The organism is Tenacibaculum piscium (assembly GCF_021390755.1).
GTDB classification, from domain to species: Bacteria; Bacteroidota; Bacteroidia; order Flavobacteriales; family Flavobacteriaceae; genus Polaribacter; species Polaribacter piscius.
Genome location: NZ_JAJGWR010000002.1, coordinates 203228 through 220030 on the forward strand (window position 1 = coordinate 203228; position 16803 = coordinate 220030).

At 31.3% G+C, this 16803-nt stretch carries 14 protein-coding genes; 8 read left to right on the forward strand and 6 right to left on the reverse strand.

Annotated features, from left to right (window positions below; translation table 11 throughout):
• Window positions 1-25: 25 nt before the first annotated feature.
• Window positions 26-1381, reverse strand: a complete 1356-nt coding sequence (locus tag L0U72_RS04985) for a peptide MFS transporter (protein ID WP_233884459.1) — start codon at window positions 1379-1381, stop codon at window positions 26-28.
• A 7-nt stretch (window positions 1382-1388) separates the two neighbouring features.
• The gene (locus L0U72_RS04990; protein WP_233897854.1) at window positions 1389-3533 is read right to left on the reverse strand and encodes a S9 family peptidase; all 2145 of its coding nucleotides are present in this window, start codon (window positions 3531-3533) and stop codon (window positions 1389-1391) included.
• Between the two features lie 142 nt (window positions 3534-3675).
• Here L0U72_RS04990 and L0U72_RS04995 point away from each other — a divergent pair, with 142 nt between their 5' ends.
• From L0U72_RS04995 to L0U72_RS05005, 3 genes are read left to right on the forward strand one after another with little or no spacing between them, the layout of a single operon-like run.
• On the forward strand, window positions 3676-4947 hold the full coding sequence (locus tag L0U72_RS04995; protein ID WP_233898570.1) for a hydroxymethylglutaryl-CoA reductase, degradative: 1272 nt from the start codon (window positions 3676-3678) through the stop codon (window positions 4945-4947).
• Between the two features lie 4 nt (window positions 4948-4951).
• Window positions 4952-5893 (forward strand): GYDIA family GHMP kinase, encoded by a 942-nt coding sequence (locus L0U72_RS05000; protein ID WP_233898571.1) that lies wholly within the window; start codon window positions 4952-4954, stop codon window positions 5891-5893.
• A 48-nt stretch (window positions 5894-5941) separates the two neighbouring features.
• The gene (locus L0U72_RS05005; protein ID WP_233898572.1) at window positions 5942-7150 is read left to right on the forward strand and encodes a BaiN/RdsA family NAD(P)/FAD-dependent oxidoreductase; all 1209 of its coding nucleotides are present in this window, start codon (window positions 5942-5944) and stop codon (window positions 7148-7150) included.
• A gap of 88 nt (window positions 7151-7238) precedes the next feature.
• On the opposite strand, the gene L0U72_RS05010 is transcribed toward L0U72_RS05005, so the two are convergent.
• The 4 genes from L0U72_RS05010 to L0U72_RS05025 all read right to left on the reverse strand — a co-directional run bounded on the left by L0U72_RS05010 (window position 7239) and on the right by L0U72_RS05025 (window position 9095).
• Window positions 7239-7685, reverse strand: coding sequence for a KTSC domain-containing protein (locus L0U72_RS05010; RefSeq protein WP_101917668.1), 447 nt, complete (start codon window positions 7683-7685; stop codon window positions 7239-7241).
• Between the two features lie 131 nt (window positions 7686-7816).
• Entirely contained in the window at window positions 7817-8455 is a 639-nt protein-coding gene (locus L0U72_RS05015; RefSeq protein WP_233898573.1) for a hypothetical protein, read from the reverse strand.
• A 96-nt stretch (window positions 8456-8551) separates the two neighbouring features.
• The gene (locus L0U72_RS05020) at window positions 8552-8839 is read right to left on the reverse strand and encodes a hypothetical protein (protein WP_193700116.1); all 288 of its coding nucleotides are present in this window, start codon (window positions 8837-8839) and stop codon (window positions 8552-8554) included.
• 22 nt (window positions 8840-8861) lie between these two features.
• Entirely contained in the window at window positions 8862-9095 is a 234-nt protein-coding gene (locus L0U72_RS05025; protein WP_233898574.1) for a hypothetical protein, read from the reverse strand.
• Between the two features lie 374 nt (window positions 9096-9469).
• Here L0U72_RS05025 and L0U72_RS05030 point away from each other — a divergent pair, with 374 nt between their 5' ends.
• From L0U72_RS05030 to L0U72_RS05050, 5 genes are all read left to right on the forward strand, one after another.
• Window positions 9470-12658: a SusC/RagA family TonB-linked outer membrane protein gene (locus L0U72_RS05030; protein WP_233898575.1), complete on the forward strand. Its 3189-nt coding sequence runs from the start codon at window positions 9470-9472 to the stop codon at window positions 12656-12658.
• Window position 12659: 1 nt separating this feature from the next.
• Complete coding sequence (locus L0U72_RS05035; RefSeq protein WP_233898576.1) at window positions 12660-14216, forward strand: SusD/RagB family nutrient-binding outer membrane lipoprotein; 1557 nt, start codon at window positions 12660-12662, stop codon at window positions 14214-14216.
• A gap of 146 nt (window positions 14217-14362) precedes the next feature.
• Window positions 14363-15460, forward strand: coding sequence for a diphosphomevalonate/mevalonate 3,5-bisphosphate decarboxylase family protein (locus L0U72_RS05040; protein WP_233898577.1), 1098 nt, complete (start codon window positions 14363-14365; stop codon window positions 15458-15460).
• A gap of 11 nt (window positions 15461-15471) precedes the next feature.
• On the forward strand, window positions 15472-15795 hold the full coding sequence (locus L0U72_RS05045; RefSeq protein WP_233898578.1) for a toxin-antitoxin system YwqK family antitoxin: 324 nt from the start codon (window positions 15472-15474) through the stop codon (window positions 15793-15795).
• Between the two features lie 51 nt (window positions 15796-15846).
• Window positions 15847-16773, forward strand: a complete 927-nt coding sequence (locus tag L0U72_RS05050; protein ID WP_193700119.1) for a mevalonate kinase family protein — start codon at window positions 15847-15849, stop codon at window positions 16771-16773.
• Window positions 16774-16803: the final 30 nt, after the last annotated feature.

Consider the following 16803-nt stretch of genomic DNA (forward strand, 5'->3'; position numbering starts at 1 on the left):
TCTTTATTGGTCGTGGTTAATTAATTTAATGTTCTAAGGCTCTTTCGTTATCTTCAGCACCGTGTGTTAAGGCTTCTAATTTATTTCGGAAGACTAATACTAAAGCACCGAAAATCATACAAAAAACAGCGATTCCAGTAAAAATAGTACTTTCACCTAAGCTTTCTGCAGATTCTCCTAATAATCCTGCTAATTTATTTCCTAAACCTGTCATGGCAAAATAAACACCCATCATAATAGAAGCGTATTTTGTAGGTGATAATTTCGTGATAAACGATAATGCTACTGGAGAAATACACAATTCTCCTGTAGTATGAAGCATGTACGCCAATACTAACCAGTACATAGCAGAAGAACCTTCTTCGTTAAATTGAGCAACAGCACCTGTCATAAAAAAGAAACCTGCACCCATAATAATAAGTCCAATAATCATTTTAAATAATGATGTTGCTGTTTTCCCTTTTAGTTTTCTTTTCGCCCAAAAACCAGCAATTAAAGTTCCTAAAGTGATGATAAATAACGCATTTAAGGATTGAAACCAAGAAGCAGGAACTTCAAAGCCCATTAACATTCTATTTGTTTTTTCTTTGGCATAAATATTCATCAATCCACCAGCTTGTTCAAAAGCTCCCCAGAAGATAATTACTAATAAAAAGGAAATAAATAAAACAATAATTCTATCTTTTTCTATTTTAGTTAAAGGTTTGTCCATTAGTGCTTGTTCTGCTTTGTTTTCAGAACTTCCTAAAAAATTACCTACATGATTTAAATGTTTTTGACCTATAATATACTGTACCAAACCTAACGCCATTCCGATACCTGCAATTCCAAAACCATAATGCCATCCGTAAGTTTCTCCAACATATCCAACGACTAAAGCCGATATAAATGCACCGACATTAATTCCGATATAAAAAATAGTAAAACCTTTATCTCTTCTGATATCTCCTTGTTCATATAAACTTCCTACCATGGTAGAAATATTGGGTTTTAATAAACCAACACCCGCGATAATTAATCCTAATCCTGTGTAGAAAGCCCACATTTGCTCAATTGCCAAAACACTATGTCCGAGAACCAGTAAAATACCACCATATAATACTGATTTTTTTTGTCCTAAAAATTTATCAGCAATCCAACCTCCAGGAATTGACGCTACATATACGAGCATCGTGTACCAACCATATAATGACAACGCTTCTCCGTTGGTCCAACCTAATCCTGCGTTTTTATCAGTGGTTTGTGCAACTAAATATAATACCAAAATTGCCCTCATACCATAGTATGAAAAACGTTCCCACATTTCTGTGAAAAATAGCACATATAGCCCTATTGGGTGTCCGAATAATTCTTTTTGCGTACTAGATGCTGAATTTGTCATATGTTTCCTATAAATTATTTTTAATAAAGTTTGTCATTTTAGTATATAAGTGCAAACGAGTATTACCACCGTAAATTCCGTGATTTTTATCAGGATACATTCCCCATTCAAATTGTTTGTTGGCTTGAATTAGTGCTTCTGCCATTCTATACGCGTTTTGAACGTGTACATTATCATCACCTGTTCCGTGGATTAATAAATATTTTCCTTTTAATAATTCAGGATAATTTAAGGGCGAATTTTCATCATAACCTGTTGGGTTCTCAGAAGGTGTACGCATATAACGTTCAGTGTAAACGCTATCATAAAAACGCCAAGTAGTTACAGGTGCTACTGCAATTGCGGTTGTAAAAATATCATTTCCTTTTAAGATACAATTCGTACTCATGTGTCCTCCGAATGACCAACCCCAGATTCCAATTCTATTGGCATCAACATACGGTAAATCAGCTAATTTTTTCGCTACTGAAATTTGATCTTCTGTTTCGTATTTTACTAAGTTTAAGTAGGTAACTTTTTTGAAATCTCTTCCTTTAAAACCAGTTCCTCGACCATCAACACAAACAATAATATAACCGCTTTGTGCTAGCATTTGATGCCAATAATCGTTCGAATCATTCCAGCTATTTTTTACACTTTGAGAACCTGGTCCTGAATATTGATACATCAAAACAGGATATTTCTTGCTTGCATCAAAATTAGCAGGTTTAATCGTGTACATATTTAAGTCGTTTCCGTTTATATTAATGGTAGAAAACTCTTTTTTACTTAAATTATACTGCGAAACTACTTGTTTTAAATCAGCGTTATCTTTGATGGTTTTTAACACTTTTCCTGTGTTATCTCGTAATGAATATACGGTTGGCGTAGTGGCATCAGAAAAAGTATTGATAAAATAATGCCTATTTTTACTAAAAGAAGCATTGTTTGTTCCTGATGGATTACTGATTAATTTTTTATAATCACCCGATAAAGAAATACTGTAAACACCTCTATTTATCGAGCCATTTTCTACGGATTGATAGTAAATTGTTTTTTTATCGGCATCAAAACCGTAATAATTGGTTACTTCCCAATTTCCTTTGGTAATTTGATTGATTAATTTTCCTTTTTTATCATAATGATACATATGATTGTAGCCATCTTTTTCGCTTGACCAAATAAAACTGTTATCTTCTAAAAAAGTTAAATCATCATTTACGGCAACAAATGCGTTGTCTGTTTCGTTTAAAATTAAGGAAGTATCGTATGTTTCGGCATTGATAAAATACATTTTCAAATCATTTTGATGACGATTTAAAGTACGAACAGCTAGAGTATTTGCATCTTTTGTCCAGTTGATTCTTGGAATATATTCATAATTGCCAAACAGTACTTTAGCGGTTCCGTTGGTGTTTAAATTGTAAATATGCACGGTAACTTTTGCATTTTCTTCGCCTGCTTTCGGGTATTTAAAAACCTCTTGCGTTGGATATATTTCGTTTCCATATACATCCATAGAGAATGTTTTTACAGCACTTTCATCGAAACGTAAATATGCTAAATTTGTTCCATCAGCACTCCATTCAAAAGCTCTTACAAAGGCAAATTCTTCTTCGTAAACCCAGTCGGTGATACCGTTGATAATTTTATTTTTCTCACCATCTTTTGTTACCTGAACAAGGGTATTATTTGAAAAATCTCTAATAAACAAATTATTATCTTTTGCGTAGGCAACTTTATTGCTATCTGGCGAAAAAGTAGGACGTTGAATATCTTCTCCTATTAATGTTAGCATTTTTGATGAAACATCATATAGATAAAATGTTCCTAAAAATGAATGACGAAAAATCGGTTTGAAATTAGTTCCTAAAATTAGTTTTGTTTCATCGCTATTAAAGCTGTATGATTGAAATGTTTTTAAACCGTTTAAAGTAGCGCCATTTACGATGCTTTCAACTTTTTCTAAGGTTTTATAACTGTATTTATCAACTGTTGATGTTCCATTTTCCGTATTTAATAAGGAATAAAAATCACCATTCATTGAATTTAATGAATTCATGTAATCGGCTCTAAATGTGCCTTTTCTCCATATATCTTCTAAGGATACCTCTTTTTTTTGTGCTTGCAAAAAAGTAGATATTCCTATGAAAATTATTAATATTTTCTTCATGTTGAATTGTTGTTTATCTGAAAAGTTTGCCAAGTTTACGGAAAAATCAGCAAAAAACGTGTCAAAAAAAGCATAAATACTAAATAAGCCCCCTATTTTAACAGGATTCATTTATCTTTGAACGATCTAAAATTATTAAAAAATGTCTAAAATTATTGCTGGATTTTCTAAACTTTCCAAAGAAGAAAAAATAGAATGGTTAGCGAAAACGTATTTTTCTAAGCAACCTAAAATTACTCAAACCTTAAAACAATATTGGAATGCTGATGAAAAACTGCAACAATTACATGATGATTTTATAGAAAATACCATTTCTAATTTTTATATGCCCTACGGAATTGCGCCAAATTTCATCATCAATGGGCAAGATTATGTAATTCCGATGGTCGTTGAAGAAAGTTCGGTTGTTGCGGCGGCATCGTTAGTTGCTAAATATTGGAGTACTCGTGGTGGTTTTAAAACTGAAGTTATTTCTACTACCAAAATTGGACAAGTACATTTTATGTATGAAGGCAATAAAGAAGATTTAAACACCTATTTTAATAATCAAAAAGAAAATTTATATACCGCAACGGCTTCCATCACTAAAAATATGGAAAAACGTGGCGGTGGTATTTTAGATATTCAATTAATTGATAAAACCGATAAACTTGCCAATTATTATCAACTTCATGTCACTTTTGAAACAAAAGATAGCATGGGAGCAAATTTTATCAATTCTTGTTTAGAAGCTATTGCTAAAACTTTTCAAAAAGAAGATATTGAAATTGTAATGAGCATTTTATCAAACTATGTTCCTGAGTGTTTGGTACGTGCTGAAGTTTCTTGTAAAATTGAAGATTTAGGCGGAGAAAATCCTCAGAAATTTGCTCAAAAATTTGAACAAGCTGTTAAAATTGCTGAAATAGAACCTTACAGAGCCGTTACTCATAATAAAGGAATTATGAATGGTATCGACGCTGTTGTTTTGGCCACAGGAAACGATTTTAGAGCTATTGAAGCTGGTGCGCACGCCTACGCTTCAAAAGACGGGCAATACAAAAGTTTAACGCATTGTGAAATAAAAAACGGAATCTTTAAATTTTGGATTGAAATTCCGCTTGCTCTTGGAACTGTTGGTGGATTAACTGCTTTACATCCGATGGCAAAATTATCGTTAGATATGATGCAAAAACCATCAGCAAAACAATTAATGGAAATTATTGCAACTGCTGGTTTAGCTCAAAATTTTGCCGCTTTACGTGCTTTAACAACTAAAGGAATTCAGCACGGACACATGAAAATGCACTTGCAAAACATTTTAAATCAGCTAGAAGCAACATCCGAAGAAAAAGAAATTGTTACCACTTATTTTGATAACAAAACTGTTTCTCATAGCGCCGTAGTTGATAAAATTAACGAATTAAGAAACTAAAATTTTGGATACATTTTATAGTAACGGAAAATTATTAGTAACAGGCGAATACCTTGTTTTAGACGGCGCAATATCATTGGCTGTTCCAACGAAATTTGGGCAAGATTTAATAGTTGAACCCATAAAAGAAAAACAACTTATTTGGGGAAGTTTTACCAATACTGGCGAATGCTGGTTTGAAGCTACTTTCGATTTGCCAAAGTTACGTTTAACTTCTACTACTTTTAATTCTGATAAAGAAGGAAGTGCCGAATTTATTGCGGAAACTTTATCGGATATTTTACAAGAAGCTAAAAAATTAAATCCTGATTTTCTAAGCGATAAAAATGCCGATAATAATGGCTATCTTGTAAAAACAAACTTAACTTTTCCTCAAAATTGGGGATTAGGAAGTTCATCAACGTTGATAAATAATATCGCAACTTGGGCAAAAGTAAATCCGTTTATTTTGTTGCAAAATGCCTTTTCAGGAAGTGGTTATGATATTGCTTGTGCAAGTAATAACACGCCTATTTTATATCAACTAGATGCAAAAAAACCGATTGTATCAAAAGTAAATTTCAATCCAAATTTTACAGATGAATTATTTTTTATCTATTTAAATCAAAAACAAAATAGCCGAGAAGGAATTGCACAATATAAAAATCATCGAGAAGAAGCTAAAAAATTAATTCCTGAAATAAACAATTTAACACAGCAATTTTTAAAAACAGACTCTACTAAAAATATCAATAAAATAATCGTTGAACACGAACAAATAATCAGTTCAATTATTAAACAAACACCCGTAAAAAAACGTCTTTTTCCAGATTATTTTGGAGAAATAAAAAGTTTAGGTGCTTGGGGTGGTGATTTTGTTTTAGCTACAGGAAATGAAAATACCATAAATTATTTCGAAGAAAAAGGATATAATACAATTGTTCCTTATCAAAAAATGGTTTTATAATCGTTTTCAGAAAAATATCAAAATTATTCAAACGGATAAAAATAAATAATGAAAAAAGTAATTATTATAGGTGGCGGTGCTGCAGGACATTTTACAGCAATTAATGCAAAAGAACAAAATCCTGATTTAGATATTACCATTCTTGAAAAAGGAAAAGAAGTTTTACAAAAAGTAAAAATTTCTGGTGGAGGACGCTGTAATGTTACACACGCTTGTTTTGAACCGAAAGAATTAGTGAAATTTTATCCTAGAGGAGAAAAAGAACTTTTAGGTCCTTTTCATCAATTTATGACAGGCGATACTTTTGAATGGTTTGATGACAGAGGCGTTCCGTTGAAAATTGAAGATGATAACAGAGTTTTTCCTGAGGCAAATACTTCGCAAGCAATTATTGATTGTTTTCAAAATGCTATTGATAAATTAGGAATTAAAGTTTTAAAAAATCACGGTGTAAATTCTGTTGAAAAAAATAATAAACAATGGATTATCAACACAAAAGAACAACAATTTGAAGCCGATTATTTAGTAATTGCGGCTGGTAGTTCTAAAAAAGTTTGGGATTTATGTAAAACTTTAGAACATACTATTGTTGAACCTGTGCCTTCATTATTTACTTTTAATATCAAGGATAAAAGAATTATAGATTTAGGCGGAATATCTGTTCCAAATGCTGATGTAAAATTAGTAGGAACAAATTTAGAAAACTCAGGACCTTTATTAATTACACATTGGGGATTGAGTGGACCTGCAATTTTAAAGTTATCGGCTTTTGGAGCACGTATTTTAGCTGATAAAAATTATCAATATAATGTTTTAGTAAATTGGCTAGGGCAAGATTTTGATGATACTTTAGATGAATTAACAGCTCTAAAAAGTTCTCAAGCAAGAAAACAAATACATTTAAAATCGCCATTTGCTGATATTCCTCGTCGTTTATGGGAACGTTTTGTTGCTGCTGCTGAAATTAAAACAACCCAAAACTGGGGAGATTTAAGCAATAAACAATTACATAATTTAGCTACGCAATTAACAAAAGGATTGTTTAATGCCAACGGACGAACCACTTTTAAAGATGAATTTGTAACTGCTGGAGGTGTCGATTTGAAAGAAATTAACTTTAAACGTTTTGAAAGTAAATTACACAAAAACTTATTTATGGTTGGTGAAGTTTTAAATATTGATGCCGTTACTGGTGGATTTAATTTTCAAAATGCGTGGACTGGTGCCTTTATTTGTGCAAAAAGTATTGCGGAATAATTAAAAATATAAACAATAAAAAAGCCTTTTTCAAATTTGAAAAAGGCTTTTTTTATATAAATTAACAACGAAGTGTTAAAGCAAATTTTTAAGCGTTTGCCATTGCTTTTTTCGACTTTCTGTAGATGAAAGAATTGAAAATATTTCTTTTTCCGAAGTTGTTTATCGATTTTGCATTTACAAATTTGATAAATAATTTTCTACTAACACCAAAGTATTCATACGTATTACCATCAGTAAAAGTAACCTCTAACAACATACTTTTATGTTGATAATCAGCAACTCTCGATTCTGTAATCGTTACTTTATACGCATCAGCATGTGCTTCTTTAGTTTCAGGAGCAATACTTACTAAAAAATGATATCCATCAATAATTTGAGTACTTACTTCTTCCGCTTCTAATTTCTTATCCTCGTCTTGAAATTTATCTGGATGCCACTCTTTTACCAATCCTCGGTACGTGGTTTTTAATTCTTTTAAAACTATAGCGCCTTCTACATTAAAAAGCTTCTTATATTCTTTTATACGTTTCATCTGTATGAAATAATTTAGCCCGCGAAATTACTCAAATTATCTGAATATGAGATACAAAGCTGTTTAAATTTAAAAATATTTTATTTTATCCAACGAATATTTTAGCTAAATACTTCAAAAACAATTCTTAATTAATAACTCATAACCGTACCAAAATACAATAATTGAAATGTTTTGACATCTAAAAGTAAACAATTCATTGCCATCATGATTCCGTAGTTTGAAGTATCAAAAAAAAGATATTCAAAATAATTTAATTCATGTTCATCGAAATCATAAAAAATAGTATCTGTTTTAAAATGACCCTTATAAAAATTTTCTAATTGCGATAATTGATGCCCATTAATTTTAACAGCATAATTATACAAACTATCAATTTTTATTTTAAGCTGATTCCCCTTAAAACTTAGCGTTTTATCATTTGCAAAAAGTAGGTTTTTATAATGATTTTCCGCTAACATTTCATATAAAATCTGTTCGGTATTTACTTGATTTTGAAGTTCCTCAATATATTTTGATACATTATTCGAGAGTCTATTTAATTGTCCTATTTTAACGCTAGTATGTTGAAACATTAGCGGTTTTTCTTGTGCTTGTTTTTCAAAGAACAATGTTCTACCGAGAATCATTTTATCACTAAGCGTAATAGCTTCGGTTATCGATTGATGCGCTGTGTAAGTCGCAAATTTATGTTGCGAAAAACCATTCAAAGAACCACTAAAATAAAAAATAAAAGCAATAATGAAAGTGAAAAAATACCGAAGGTTCATAGCATAAATAATTTTAGTGAAAAATAGTAAATTTCGGTTGGTTTTTATAGATTAAAACATCAACTTATAAAACCAACCGAAATTAATCAGAAATGATTATTCTTCCTCTTCGTAACAATTAAACACCATTGTATACCCGTATTCTAGGGCTTCTTCATAGTGCTCTTTTTGATCTTCATCAACATCATCTGCAGAGTTTAACGTAAAATATTCTTCTTCTATTTCAGTAACTTTCCAACCTTCGTCTTTTATATAATGTTTGGCAAGTTTTAAAGCTCCTTCGATATCTTTATAATCGATATACAAACTTACATAAGCTCCTGCAACTTCATCATAATGTTCAGACGATTTCTTTGGTTTTGCTAAGGCATTTATTAAAAACATAATTCTATTTTTTTAAATTTAATTAAACAAGTTCGCCTCGGTGAGGCTTTAAGGCATCTCTAAAAATTTTCATAACGCTTTCATCAATATTGATAAAAGCAATAGCATGCATCGGATGTAACTCCTGAAAATTTACTTCATCATACGCTAAATTATCAATTAAAGCAAATTCCTTTAAATGAATGCAATGATACTTGGCAGTAGCTAATCCGTCAGGACCTTTAAAATCCCATATTAATTTTATTTTTTTACCCATAAATTTATACGGTTTTATATCCACAAAAATACCAAATTTAAACATACTAAATCGCCTTACTACTAGCGTTATTTTAAAAACACTTTTTTATAGGATATATTGTTAATCAGCTGATAAATAATTACTATCTAATAATCAATTTTACAAGCTTTAAATCCTTTAGAAACATTAAATAAACATTTAGTTTGGTGTTTCTTAACATTGAAAGTAAGACAGTAATAAATAATCAATAATAAATGACTTGATAAATTATATTTTAACTAAAAAAAACATTGAAATATAATTTTTTACCATAATAAGATACCTTATTACCATTAATTAGGGAAAACGAATATTATTTAAGTTATTTGAGTAAATAATTTAAATTTTAAAACATGAGAGTAACATTATTATGGCTACTTTTTCTTATCACGCAAGTTACATTTGCTCAAGAAAAAATGATATCAGGGGTAGTCTCAGATGAATCTGGAGGACTTCCAGGTGTTAGTATTATTATTAAAGGAACCACAACCGGTGTAGAAACCGATTTTGATGGTAATTATGCAATTAAAGCAAAACAAAATGACATTCTTGTTTTTAGTTTTGTAGGAAAAGCTACCGTTCAAAAAACAGTAGGGGCTTCAAGTAAACTTAATGTTACATTAGCTGATGACCAAAACTTATTAAACGAAGTGGTTGTTACTGCCTTAGGTATTAAAAGAGAAAAGAAATCTTTAGGGTATGCAACGCAAGAAGTTAAAGGAGATGAGTTATCTAAAGTAGCAACTTCTAACGTAGCAAATGCGATTTCTGGTAAAGTATCGGGTGTTGCTATTAGAAAATCAGGTAATATTGGTGGTTCAACGAATGTTGTAATTCGTGGTAATACTTCTATTACTGGAAATAACCAAGCGTTATGGGTTATTGATGGTGTACCGATGAATAATGATAATACCAATACTGCTGATCAAAAAGCTGGTGGTAATGATGGTGGTTTTGATTATGGAAATGCTGCATCAGATATTAATCCTGATGATATTGCATCAATGTCTGTATTAAAAGGAGCTGCTGCTTCTGCATTATACGGTTCAAGAGCTGCAAACGGGGTTATTATTGTAACTACTAAAAAAGGTAGAGAAGCAAAAGGATTTGGTGTTACTGTAAATAGCGGTGTAACAGTAGGTTCAGTTGATAAAGAAACATTACCAGAGTACCAAAAAGAATACGGTGCTGGTTGGGGTGGTTTTGGTGCAAACATAGATTTAGGTTCAGGAAGTCATCCTTTTTTACTTACTGCAGATGATGCTGCTTGGGGACCAAAATATGATTCAAAATTATTAGTTTATGGTTGGGAATCTTTTCACCCAGAATTAGCTACCTATGGAAAAGCAAGAGCTTATGTTGCTCCAAAAAATGACCCAAATTCATTTTATCAAAAAAGTACTACTTTTACCAACTCGGTATCGTTACAAGGAAGTACCGATAAAAGTTCTTTCCGTTTAGGATATACGAAATACGAACAAAACGAAGGGATTTTACCAAATAGTAAGTATAAAAAAGATAACTTTAGTTTTTCTGCTTCTCATAATTTGTCTGAAGAAACAACTGTTAGTGCTAGTGCAAACTACATTAAAACAGATGCTTTAGGATTAAATGAAACTGGTTATGGAACTGGTGGTAATGGGTATGCAAGTAGTGTTAGACAATGGTACACAAGTGATGTAGATTTCGCAACAATGAAGGATGCTTACTTTAAAACAAGACGTAACCTTACATGGAATGTATGGTCTCCTACCAATAGAGAAGCTGCTTTTCATGATAATCCTTATTTTCAACGTTACGAAAACTATAACAACTTTAACAGAGACCGTTTCTTTGGAAACTTTAGTATAAATACTAAATTTAACTCTTGGATGGGTGCTACTGCTAGAGCTGGTATCGATACGTATAGCCAAATTCAAGAAGAGCGTACTGCTATTGGTTCTAAAAGAACTGGTAATTTAAAAGGAAAGTACTCTAGATATGATAAAACTTTTAGAGAGTTTAACATGGATTTAATCCTTAACTTTAATACCGATATTACAGAAAATATCAGCTTTACAGGTTTAATAGGTGCAAATGCAAGACGCTCTAAAGATAGAAATGTTTATTCAGTTACTAACGGAGGTTTGTCAGTACCTAATGTATATTCTCTTGAAAATTCAATTGAAACGCCTAATCCAGCATCGGAAAATTTAGCAACCATTGGTACTAATAGTGCGTATGCAAACGCTTCTTTTGGATTTAATGATACGTACTACTTAGAAGGAACTTTTAGAGTTGATGAAGCATCAACATTACCTTCTGATAGTAATGTATATACCTATCCTTCTATTTCTGGTACATACATCTTTAGTAAGCACCTTAAAGCAGACTGGTTCTCTTTTGGTAAATTACGTATGAACTATGCAGAAACTGGTAACGATGCAAGTTTTGCTGTAATTCAATCGACCTATACTAAGCAAACAAATTATGATGGAAAACCTCGTTTTGCTATTGAAGGAACTAAAAAGAATCCAGATTTAAAAAGTGAAAGTACAAGTGCTTATGAAGCAGGTTTAGAGCTTAAATTCTTAAAAAATAGAATTGGTTTAGATATTTCTGCATATAGAACAGTAACTTCTGATCAAATTATGGATGTTGCTGCAGCTCCAACTACTGGATATTACAGATATTATGTAAATGCTGGTGAGGTTGAAAATAAAGGTATTGAAATAGGACTTAGTTTAGTGCCTGTAAAAACAAATGATTTTACATGGAGAACAAACATTAACTGGTCTAAAAACAAAAATAAAGTACGTAGTCTTTTTGATGATTTAGACCAATTTGAGATAGGATTTTTCCAAGGAATTAAATCGGTTGCTAAAGTAGGAAGACCTTTAGGTACTATGATTGGTAGAGGTTTCAAATATAATGACAAAGGACAACGTATAGTAGGAACTGATGGTCATTACGAAAATGTAGAGGATGTAATTATTGGAGATGCTAATCCTGATTGGATTGCAGGTATTACGAACTCTTTTAGTTATAAAAACTTTAATTTTAGTTTCTTAGTTGATGTTAAACAAGGAGGAAGTGTGTTCTCTTTAGATCAGAAATTTGGTCAATCAACAGGTATTTATTCTAATACTGTAGGAAACAATCACTTAGGAAACCCTGTACGTAACCCTGTTACAACTGGAGCAGATAGTGGAGGTGTTATCAACCCAGGAGTTTTAGCGGATGGTACTAAAAATGAAAAGATAATCGCTATGGACTACTATGCAGCGGATAAAAAACCAGAAGAAGCGTTTGTTTATGATGCCTCTTATGTAAAATTACGTGAAGTTTCTTTAAGCTATAGTGTACCTTCTAAATTTTTAGATAAATCATTTATCAAAAATGTTACATTATCAGCAAGTGCTAGTAACTTATGGATTATCAGTAAAGAATTACCGTATGCAGACCCAGAAGCAACTGCTTCATCAGGAAACTTACAAGGATTCCAAACAGGAGCTATGCCTAGTACGAAAGAATATAATTTTAATGTAAAATTTAACTTTTAAGATGAGAAAAATATATAAACAAGGGATTTTAGCCTTAGCTATCTCTTCATTATTAGTAACGAGTTCTTGTGATAACGTAGAGTCGTTAAATACCGATACAAAATCATTTACAACAGCAGTACCTGAAGCTTTTATGACTTCAGCGCAGGTAAGTCATACTTATTTTTTACACAACGCTGATGTAAATAATAATAACTTTAGAAAATACGTACAACAATGGGGTGCTAGAGCTTACAAAGATGAAGATCAGTATAACCAAGCTAAAAGAGATTTAGGAGCTAGTTATTATAGTTCTTTATATACAGGAGTTTTAGCGAAATTGTATGAGTCTAAAAAGCTTATTCAAGAGAAAGAAACTTTTTCTGCAGAAGAAGTAATTGCTAAAAAGAATAAATTAGCAATTATTGAAATTCAAGTAGTGAATGCTTACATGACATTAGTTGACCTTTTTGGAAATGTACCATATACGGAAGCACTTGATTTAGCAAACTTTCCTACACCTAAGTATGATGATGCGAAAACTATTTATTTAGATTTAGCAAAAAGAATTACAAATGCTGTTAATTCATTAAATACAAATGTTGGTAGTTTTGATGGTGCTGATTTAATCCATAATGGAGATGTTGCTAAATGGAAAATGTACGGTAACAGTATCAAATTAAAAATGGGACTTCACTTAGCTGATGTGGATGCTACTAAAGCAAAACAATTAGTGGAAGAAGCGTATGCTTCTGGAGTTATTTCATCAAATGCAGATAACACTGTAATGAAATACTTAGATAAAGAGATTGAACAAAATCCTCTTTATGCAAGTTTAGTTGAAGAGTCTCAATTAATTCCTACTTCTTTTTTAGTGGATAATTTAGATGCTAAAGAAGATCCAAGAAGAGATTTCTTTTTTGACCCAGCAACTAAAATAGCCTTATTTGAAAAAGATTCTGATGGTAATATTGTCAAGGATGAAAATGATGAGAATGTCTATAAATTAGATAAGGATGGCAACAAAATAAAAGAGTATAAAGGATTTCTTTATGCAGATGGAGAAGGAGCTTTTGATTTATTTTCTTCACAAGGTACAGCTTTAAAGAAAAAAGACACCGAAGGTGTAATTTTTGATTATTCAGAAACTTCTTTTCTTTTAGCAGATGCTGCTAGTAGAGGTTTTTCAGTAGGAAATACTGCGGCTCATTATTATGAGCAAGGTATTAAAGCAAGTATGGAATATTGGGGCGTTGCTGATGCTGACGTTACTACATATTTAGCAAGACCAGATGTTGCTTTTGCAACGGCTACAGGTTCTACTAAACAAAAAATAGCAGAACAATTATGGATTGCTTACTACAACAGAGGTTTAGAATCTTGGACGGAATATAGACGTTTAGATTTCCCTGTATTAACTGCACCTAAATCAGCAGTTGCTGAATCAGAAGGGAAAGTTCCAGTTAGAATTATTTATCCATCTTCAGTAAGAGTACGTAATGCTGCTAATTATGCGGATGCTGCATCTAAAATTGGAGGAGATAAAATGACTACCAAATTATTTTGGGATAAATACTAATAAAATAAATATTATATAATTATTTGAATTAATAGTATTTTATTTATTACTGAAAAAGGCTGTCTGAAAAGACAGCCTTTTTTTCGTTCTTAATAACTGTTACAAAACATATCTTTACATATCTTTGTTTTTAAATAGCCGAAAAATTGAACACAGCAGATTTTATTTCAAAAAAAACATCAGAAACAATTATAAACGCAAGCTATACTTGGCAAACACCGAGTAATATTGCTTTGGTAAAATATTGGGGAAAAAGTGAACCGCAAATCCCTAAAAATGCGTCTATCAGTTTTACGTTAAATAATTGCCATACCATTACAACGATTGATTTTGAAAAAATAACAGCAACAACATCAAAAAAAGAGAAAGCAATTTTTGAATTATTTTTTGAAGGAAAAAAGAAAGACGATTTTAAACCTAAAATTGCAAAATTCTTCGAAAGAATACAAGAATACTGTCCGTACATCTTAGACTATAAAATGATTATTTCTTCTGAAAATTCATTTCCTCATAGTAGTGGAATTGCATCATCAGCAAGTGGAATGTCAGCAATTGCAATGTGTTTATTGAGCTTAGAAAAAGATTTAAATCCTAGTTTAACAGCGGATTTTATCCATAAAAAAGCCTCTTTTTTAGCTCGTTTAGGTTCTGGAAGTGCGAGTAGAAGTATCGAAGGAAAATTAGTCGTTTGGGGAAAACATCCTCAAATTGAAGGAAGTTCTGATTTATTTGCCGTTAAATTTCCGTATAAAATACATCCGATTTTTGATAATTATTGTGATACTATTTTATTAGTCGATAAAGGCGAAAAACAAGTTTCATCCACAGTCGGACACAATTTAATGCACGAGCATCCGTATGCCGAACAACGTTTTATCCAAGCAAATGAAAACCTATCGAAATTAACTGATATTCTTCAAAATGGAAATATCAAAGAATTTATCAATTTGGTAGAAAGCGAAGCATTAACCTTGCACGCAATGATGCTTACTAGCAATCCGTATTTTATTTTGATGAAACCAAATACGCTAGAAGTCATCAATAAAATATGGGAATATAGAACTGAAAATAATAGTAATATCTGTTTTACTTTAGATGCTGGGGCAAATGTTCATGTATTGTATCCTGAAAACGAAAAGAAAGACGTGGAGCTTTTTATCAAAAATAATTTAGCAGAGTATTGTCAAAAAAATCAGTATATTACAGATATTGTTGGGCTAGGAGCAAAACAAATAATAGCGTAATGTATCAAAATATGAAAACCTCAACAGTAATACTACTACTATTTATAGGATTTTTAAGTGTATCTGCAACGGCTCAAAAAATAACTTGGCTTGATAAAAATAAACAAGAAACATCTAAAAAAAATCATGAATATTATAGTGTTCAAGAATTTGAAGGAACACTAAAAACATTCTACAAAACTGGCGAACTCTTTGAGCAAGGGAACTATAACAATCAGAAAAAAGAAGGCGTTTGGAAAACCTTTTATAAAAATGGAAAAATAAAAACCAAAGGAAAATACCGAAATAATGAAAAAGTAGGTGTTTGGAAAACTTTTTACAAAAATGTGTACTAGTTTGTAAACGAGCACTTTTACACGTACTTTTGTATCGTAATAAAAATAGCAATGAAAGGACCTTTATTTTACGCAAAAATATTACTCTTCGGAGAATATGGAATTATTAAAGACTCAAAAGGATTAGCAATTCCTTTTAATTCTTATAAAGGCGTATTAAAATCAGCCAATACTTTAACAGGAGAAGCTGAAAAATCAAACGCTAATTTAGCGAGATTTCAAGAATATTTAAGTACGCTAAATTCTGATATCGTTTCTTTTGATACAACATCTTTTAAAAATGATATTGATAAAGGAATGTATTTCGATTCGTCAATTCCGCAAGGCTATGGCGTTGGAAGTTCAGGTGCGTTAGTTGCCGCTATTTACGATAAATATGCCGCTGATAAAATTACCGTATTAGAGAACTTAACCCGTGATAAATTATTAGTACTAAAACAAGTTTTTTCTTTGATGGAATCTTTTTTCCATGGAAAAAGTTCTGGTTTAGACCCGTTAAACTCGTATTTAAGTTTGCCGATTTTAATCAATTCGAAAGAACATATTGAAGCTGCCGGTATTCCTTCTCAAAAACAAGGAAAAGGTGCTGTTTTTCTATTAGATTCCGAGCAAGCAGGCGAAACCGAACCGATGGTAAATATCTTTATGAACAAGATGAAAAATGAAGGATTTCGAAAAATGTTAAGCGAAGAATTTTCATTACATACCGATGCTTGTATTGATGATTTTTTACAAGGAAATGTAAAGTCGTTGTTTGGAAACGTTAAAAAATTATCAAAAGTTGTTTTAACCAATTTTAAACCGATGATTCCTACCGCTTTTCATAAAATTTGGAAAAAAGGAATTGAAACCAATGAATATTACTTAAAACTTTGCGGTTCTGGTGGCGGTGGTTATATTTTAGGATTTACCGAAGATTATGAAAAAGCAAAAACAAGTTTAAAAGACTATAAATTAGAACTAGTATATCGATTCTAAAATTAGAATTTAAACAAGATTATTTATGAA

What these genes read in the sequence shown, in the direction of transcription:
- L0U72_RS04985 (WP_233884459.1), bottom strand. Translation starts at nt 1,381, where the DNA reads ATGACAAATTCAGCATCTAGTACGCAAAAAGAATTATTCGGACACCCA.
- L0U72_RS04990 (WP_233897854.1), bottom strand. Translation starts at nt 3,533, where the DNA reads ATGAAGAAAATATTAATAATTTTCATAGGAATATCTACTTTTTTGCAA.
- L0U72_RS04995 (WP_233898570.1), top strand. Translation starts at nt 3,676, where the DNA reads ATGTCTAAAATTATTGCTGGATTTTCTAAACTTTCCAAAGAAGAAAAA.
- L0U72_RS05005 (WP_233898572.1), top strand. Translation starts at nt 5,942, where the DNA reads ATGAAAAAAGTAATTATTATAGGTGGCGGTGCTGCAGGACATTTTACA.
- L0U72_RS05010 (WP_101917668.1), bottom strand. Translation starts at nt 7,685, where the DNA reads ATGAAACGTATAAAAGAATATAAGAAGCTTTTTAATGTAGAAGGCGCT.
- L0U72_RS05015 (WP_233898573.1), bottom strand. Translation starts at nt 8,455, where the DNA reads ATGAACCTTCGGTATTTTTTCACTTTCATTATTGCTTTTATTTTTTAT.
- L0U72_RS05020 (WP_193700116.1), bottom strand. Translation starts at nt 8,839, where the DNA reads ATGTTTTTAATAAATGCCTTAGCAAAACCAAAGAAATCGTCTGAACAT.
- L0U72_RS05025 (WP_233898574.1), bottom strand. Translation starts at nt 9,095, where the DNA reads ATGGGTAAAAAAATAAAATTAATATGGGATTTTAAAGGTCCTGACGGA.
- L0U72_RS05030 (WP_233898575.1), top strand. Translation starts at nt 9,470, where the DNA reads ATGAGAGTAACATTATTATGGCTACTTTTTCTTATCACGCAAGTTACA.
- L0U72_RS05035 (WP_233898576.1), top strand. Translation starts at nt 12,660, where the DNA reads ATGAGAAAAATATATAAACAAGGGATTTTAGCCTTAGCTATCTCTTCA.
- L0U72_RS05045 (WP_233898578.1), top strand. Translation starts at nt 15,472, where the DNA reads ATGAAAACCTCAACAGTAATACTACTACTATTTATAGGATTTTTAAGT.
- L0U72_RS05050 (WP_193700119.1), top strand. Translation starts at nt 15,847, where the DNA reads ATGAAAGGACCTTTATTTTACGCAAAAATATTACTCTTCGGAGAATAT.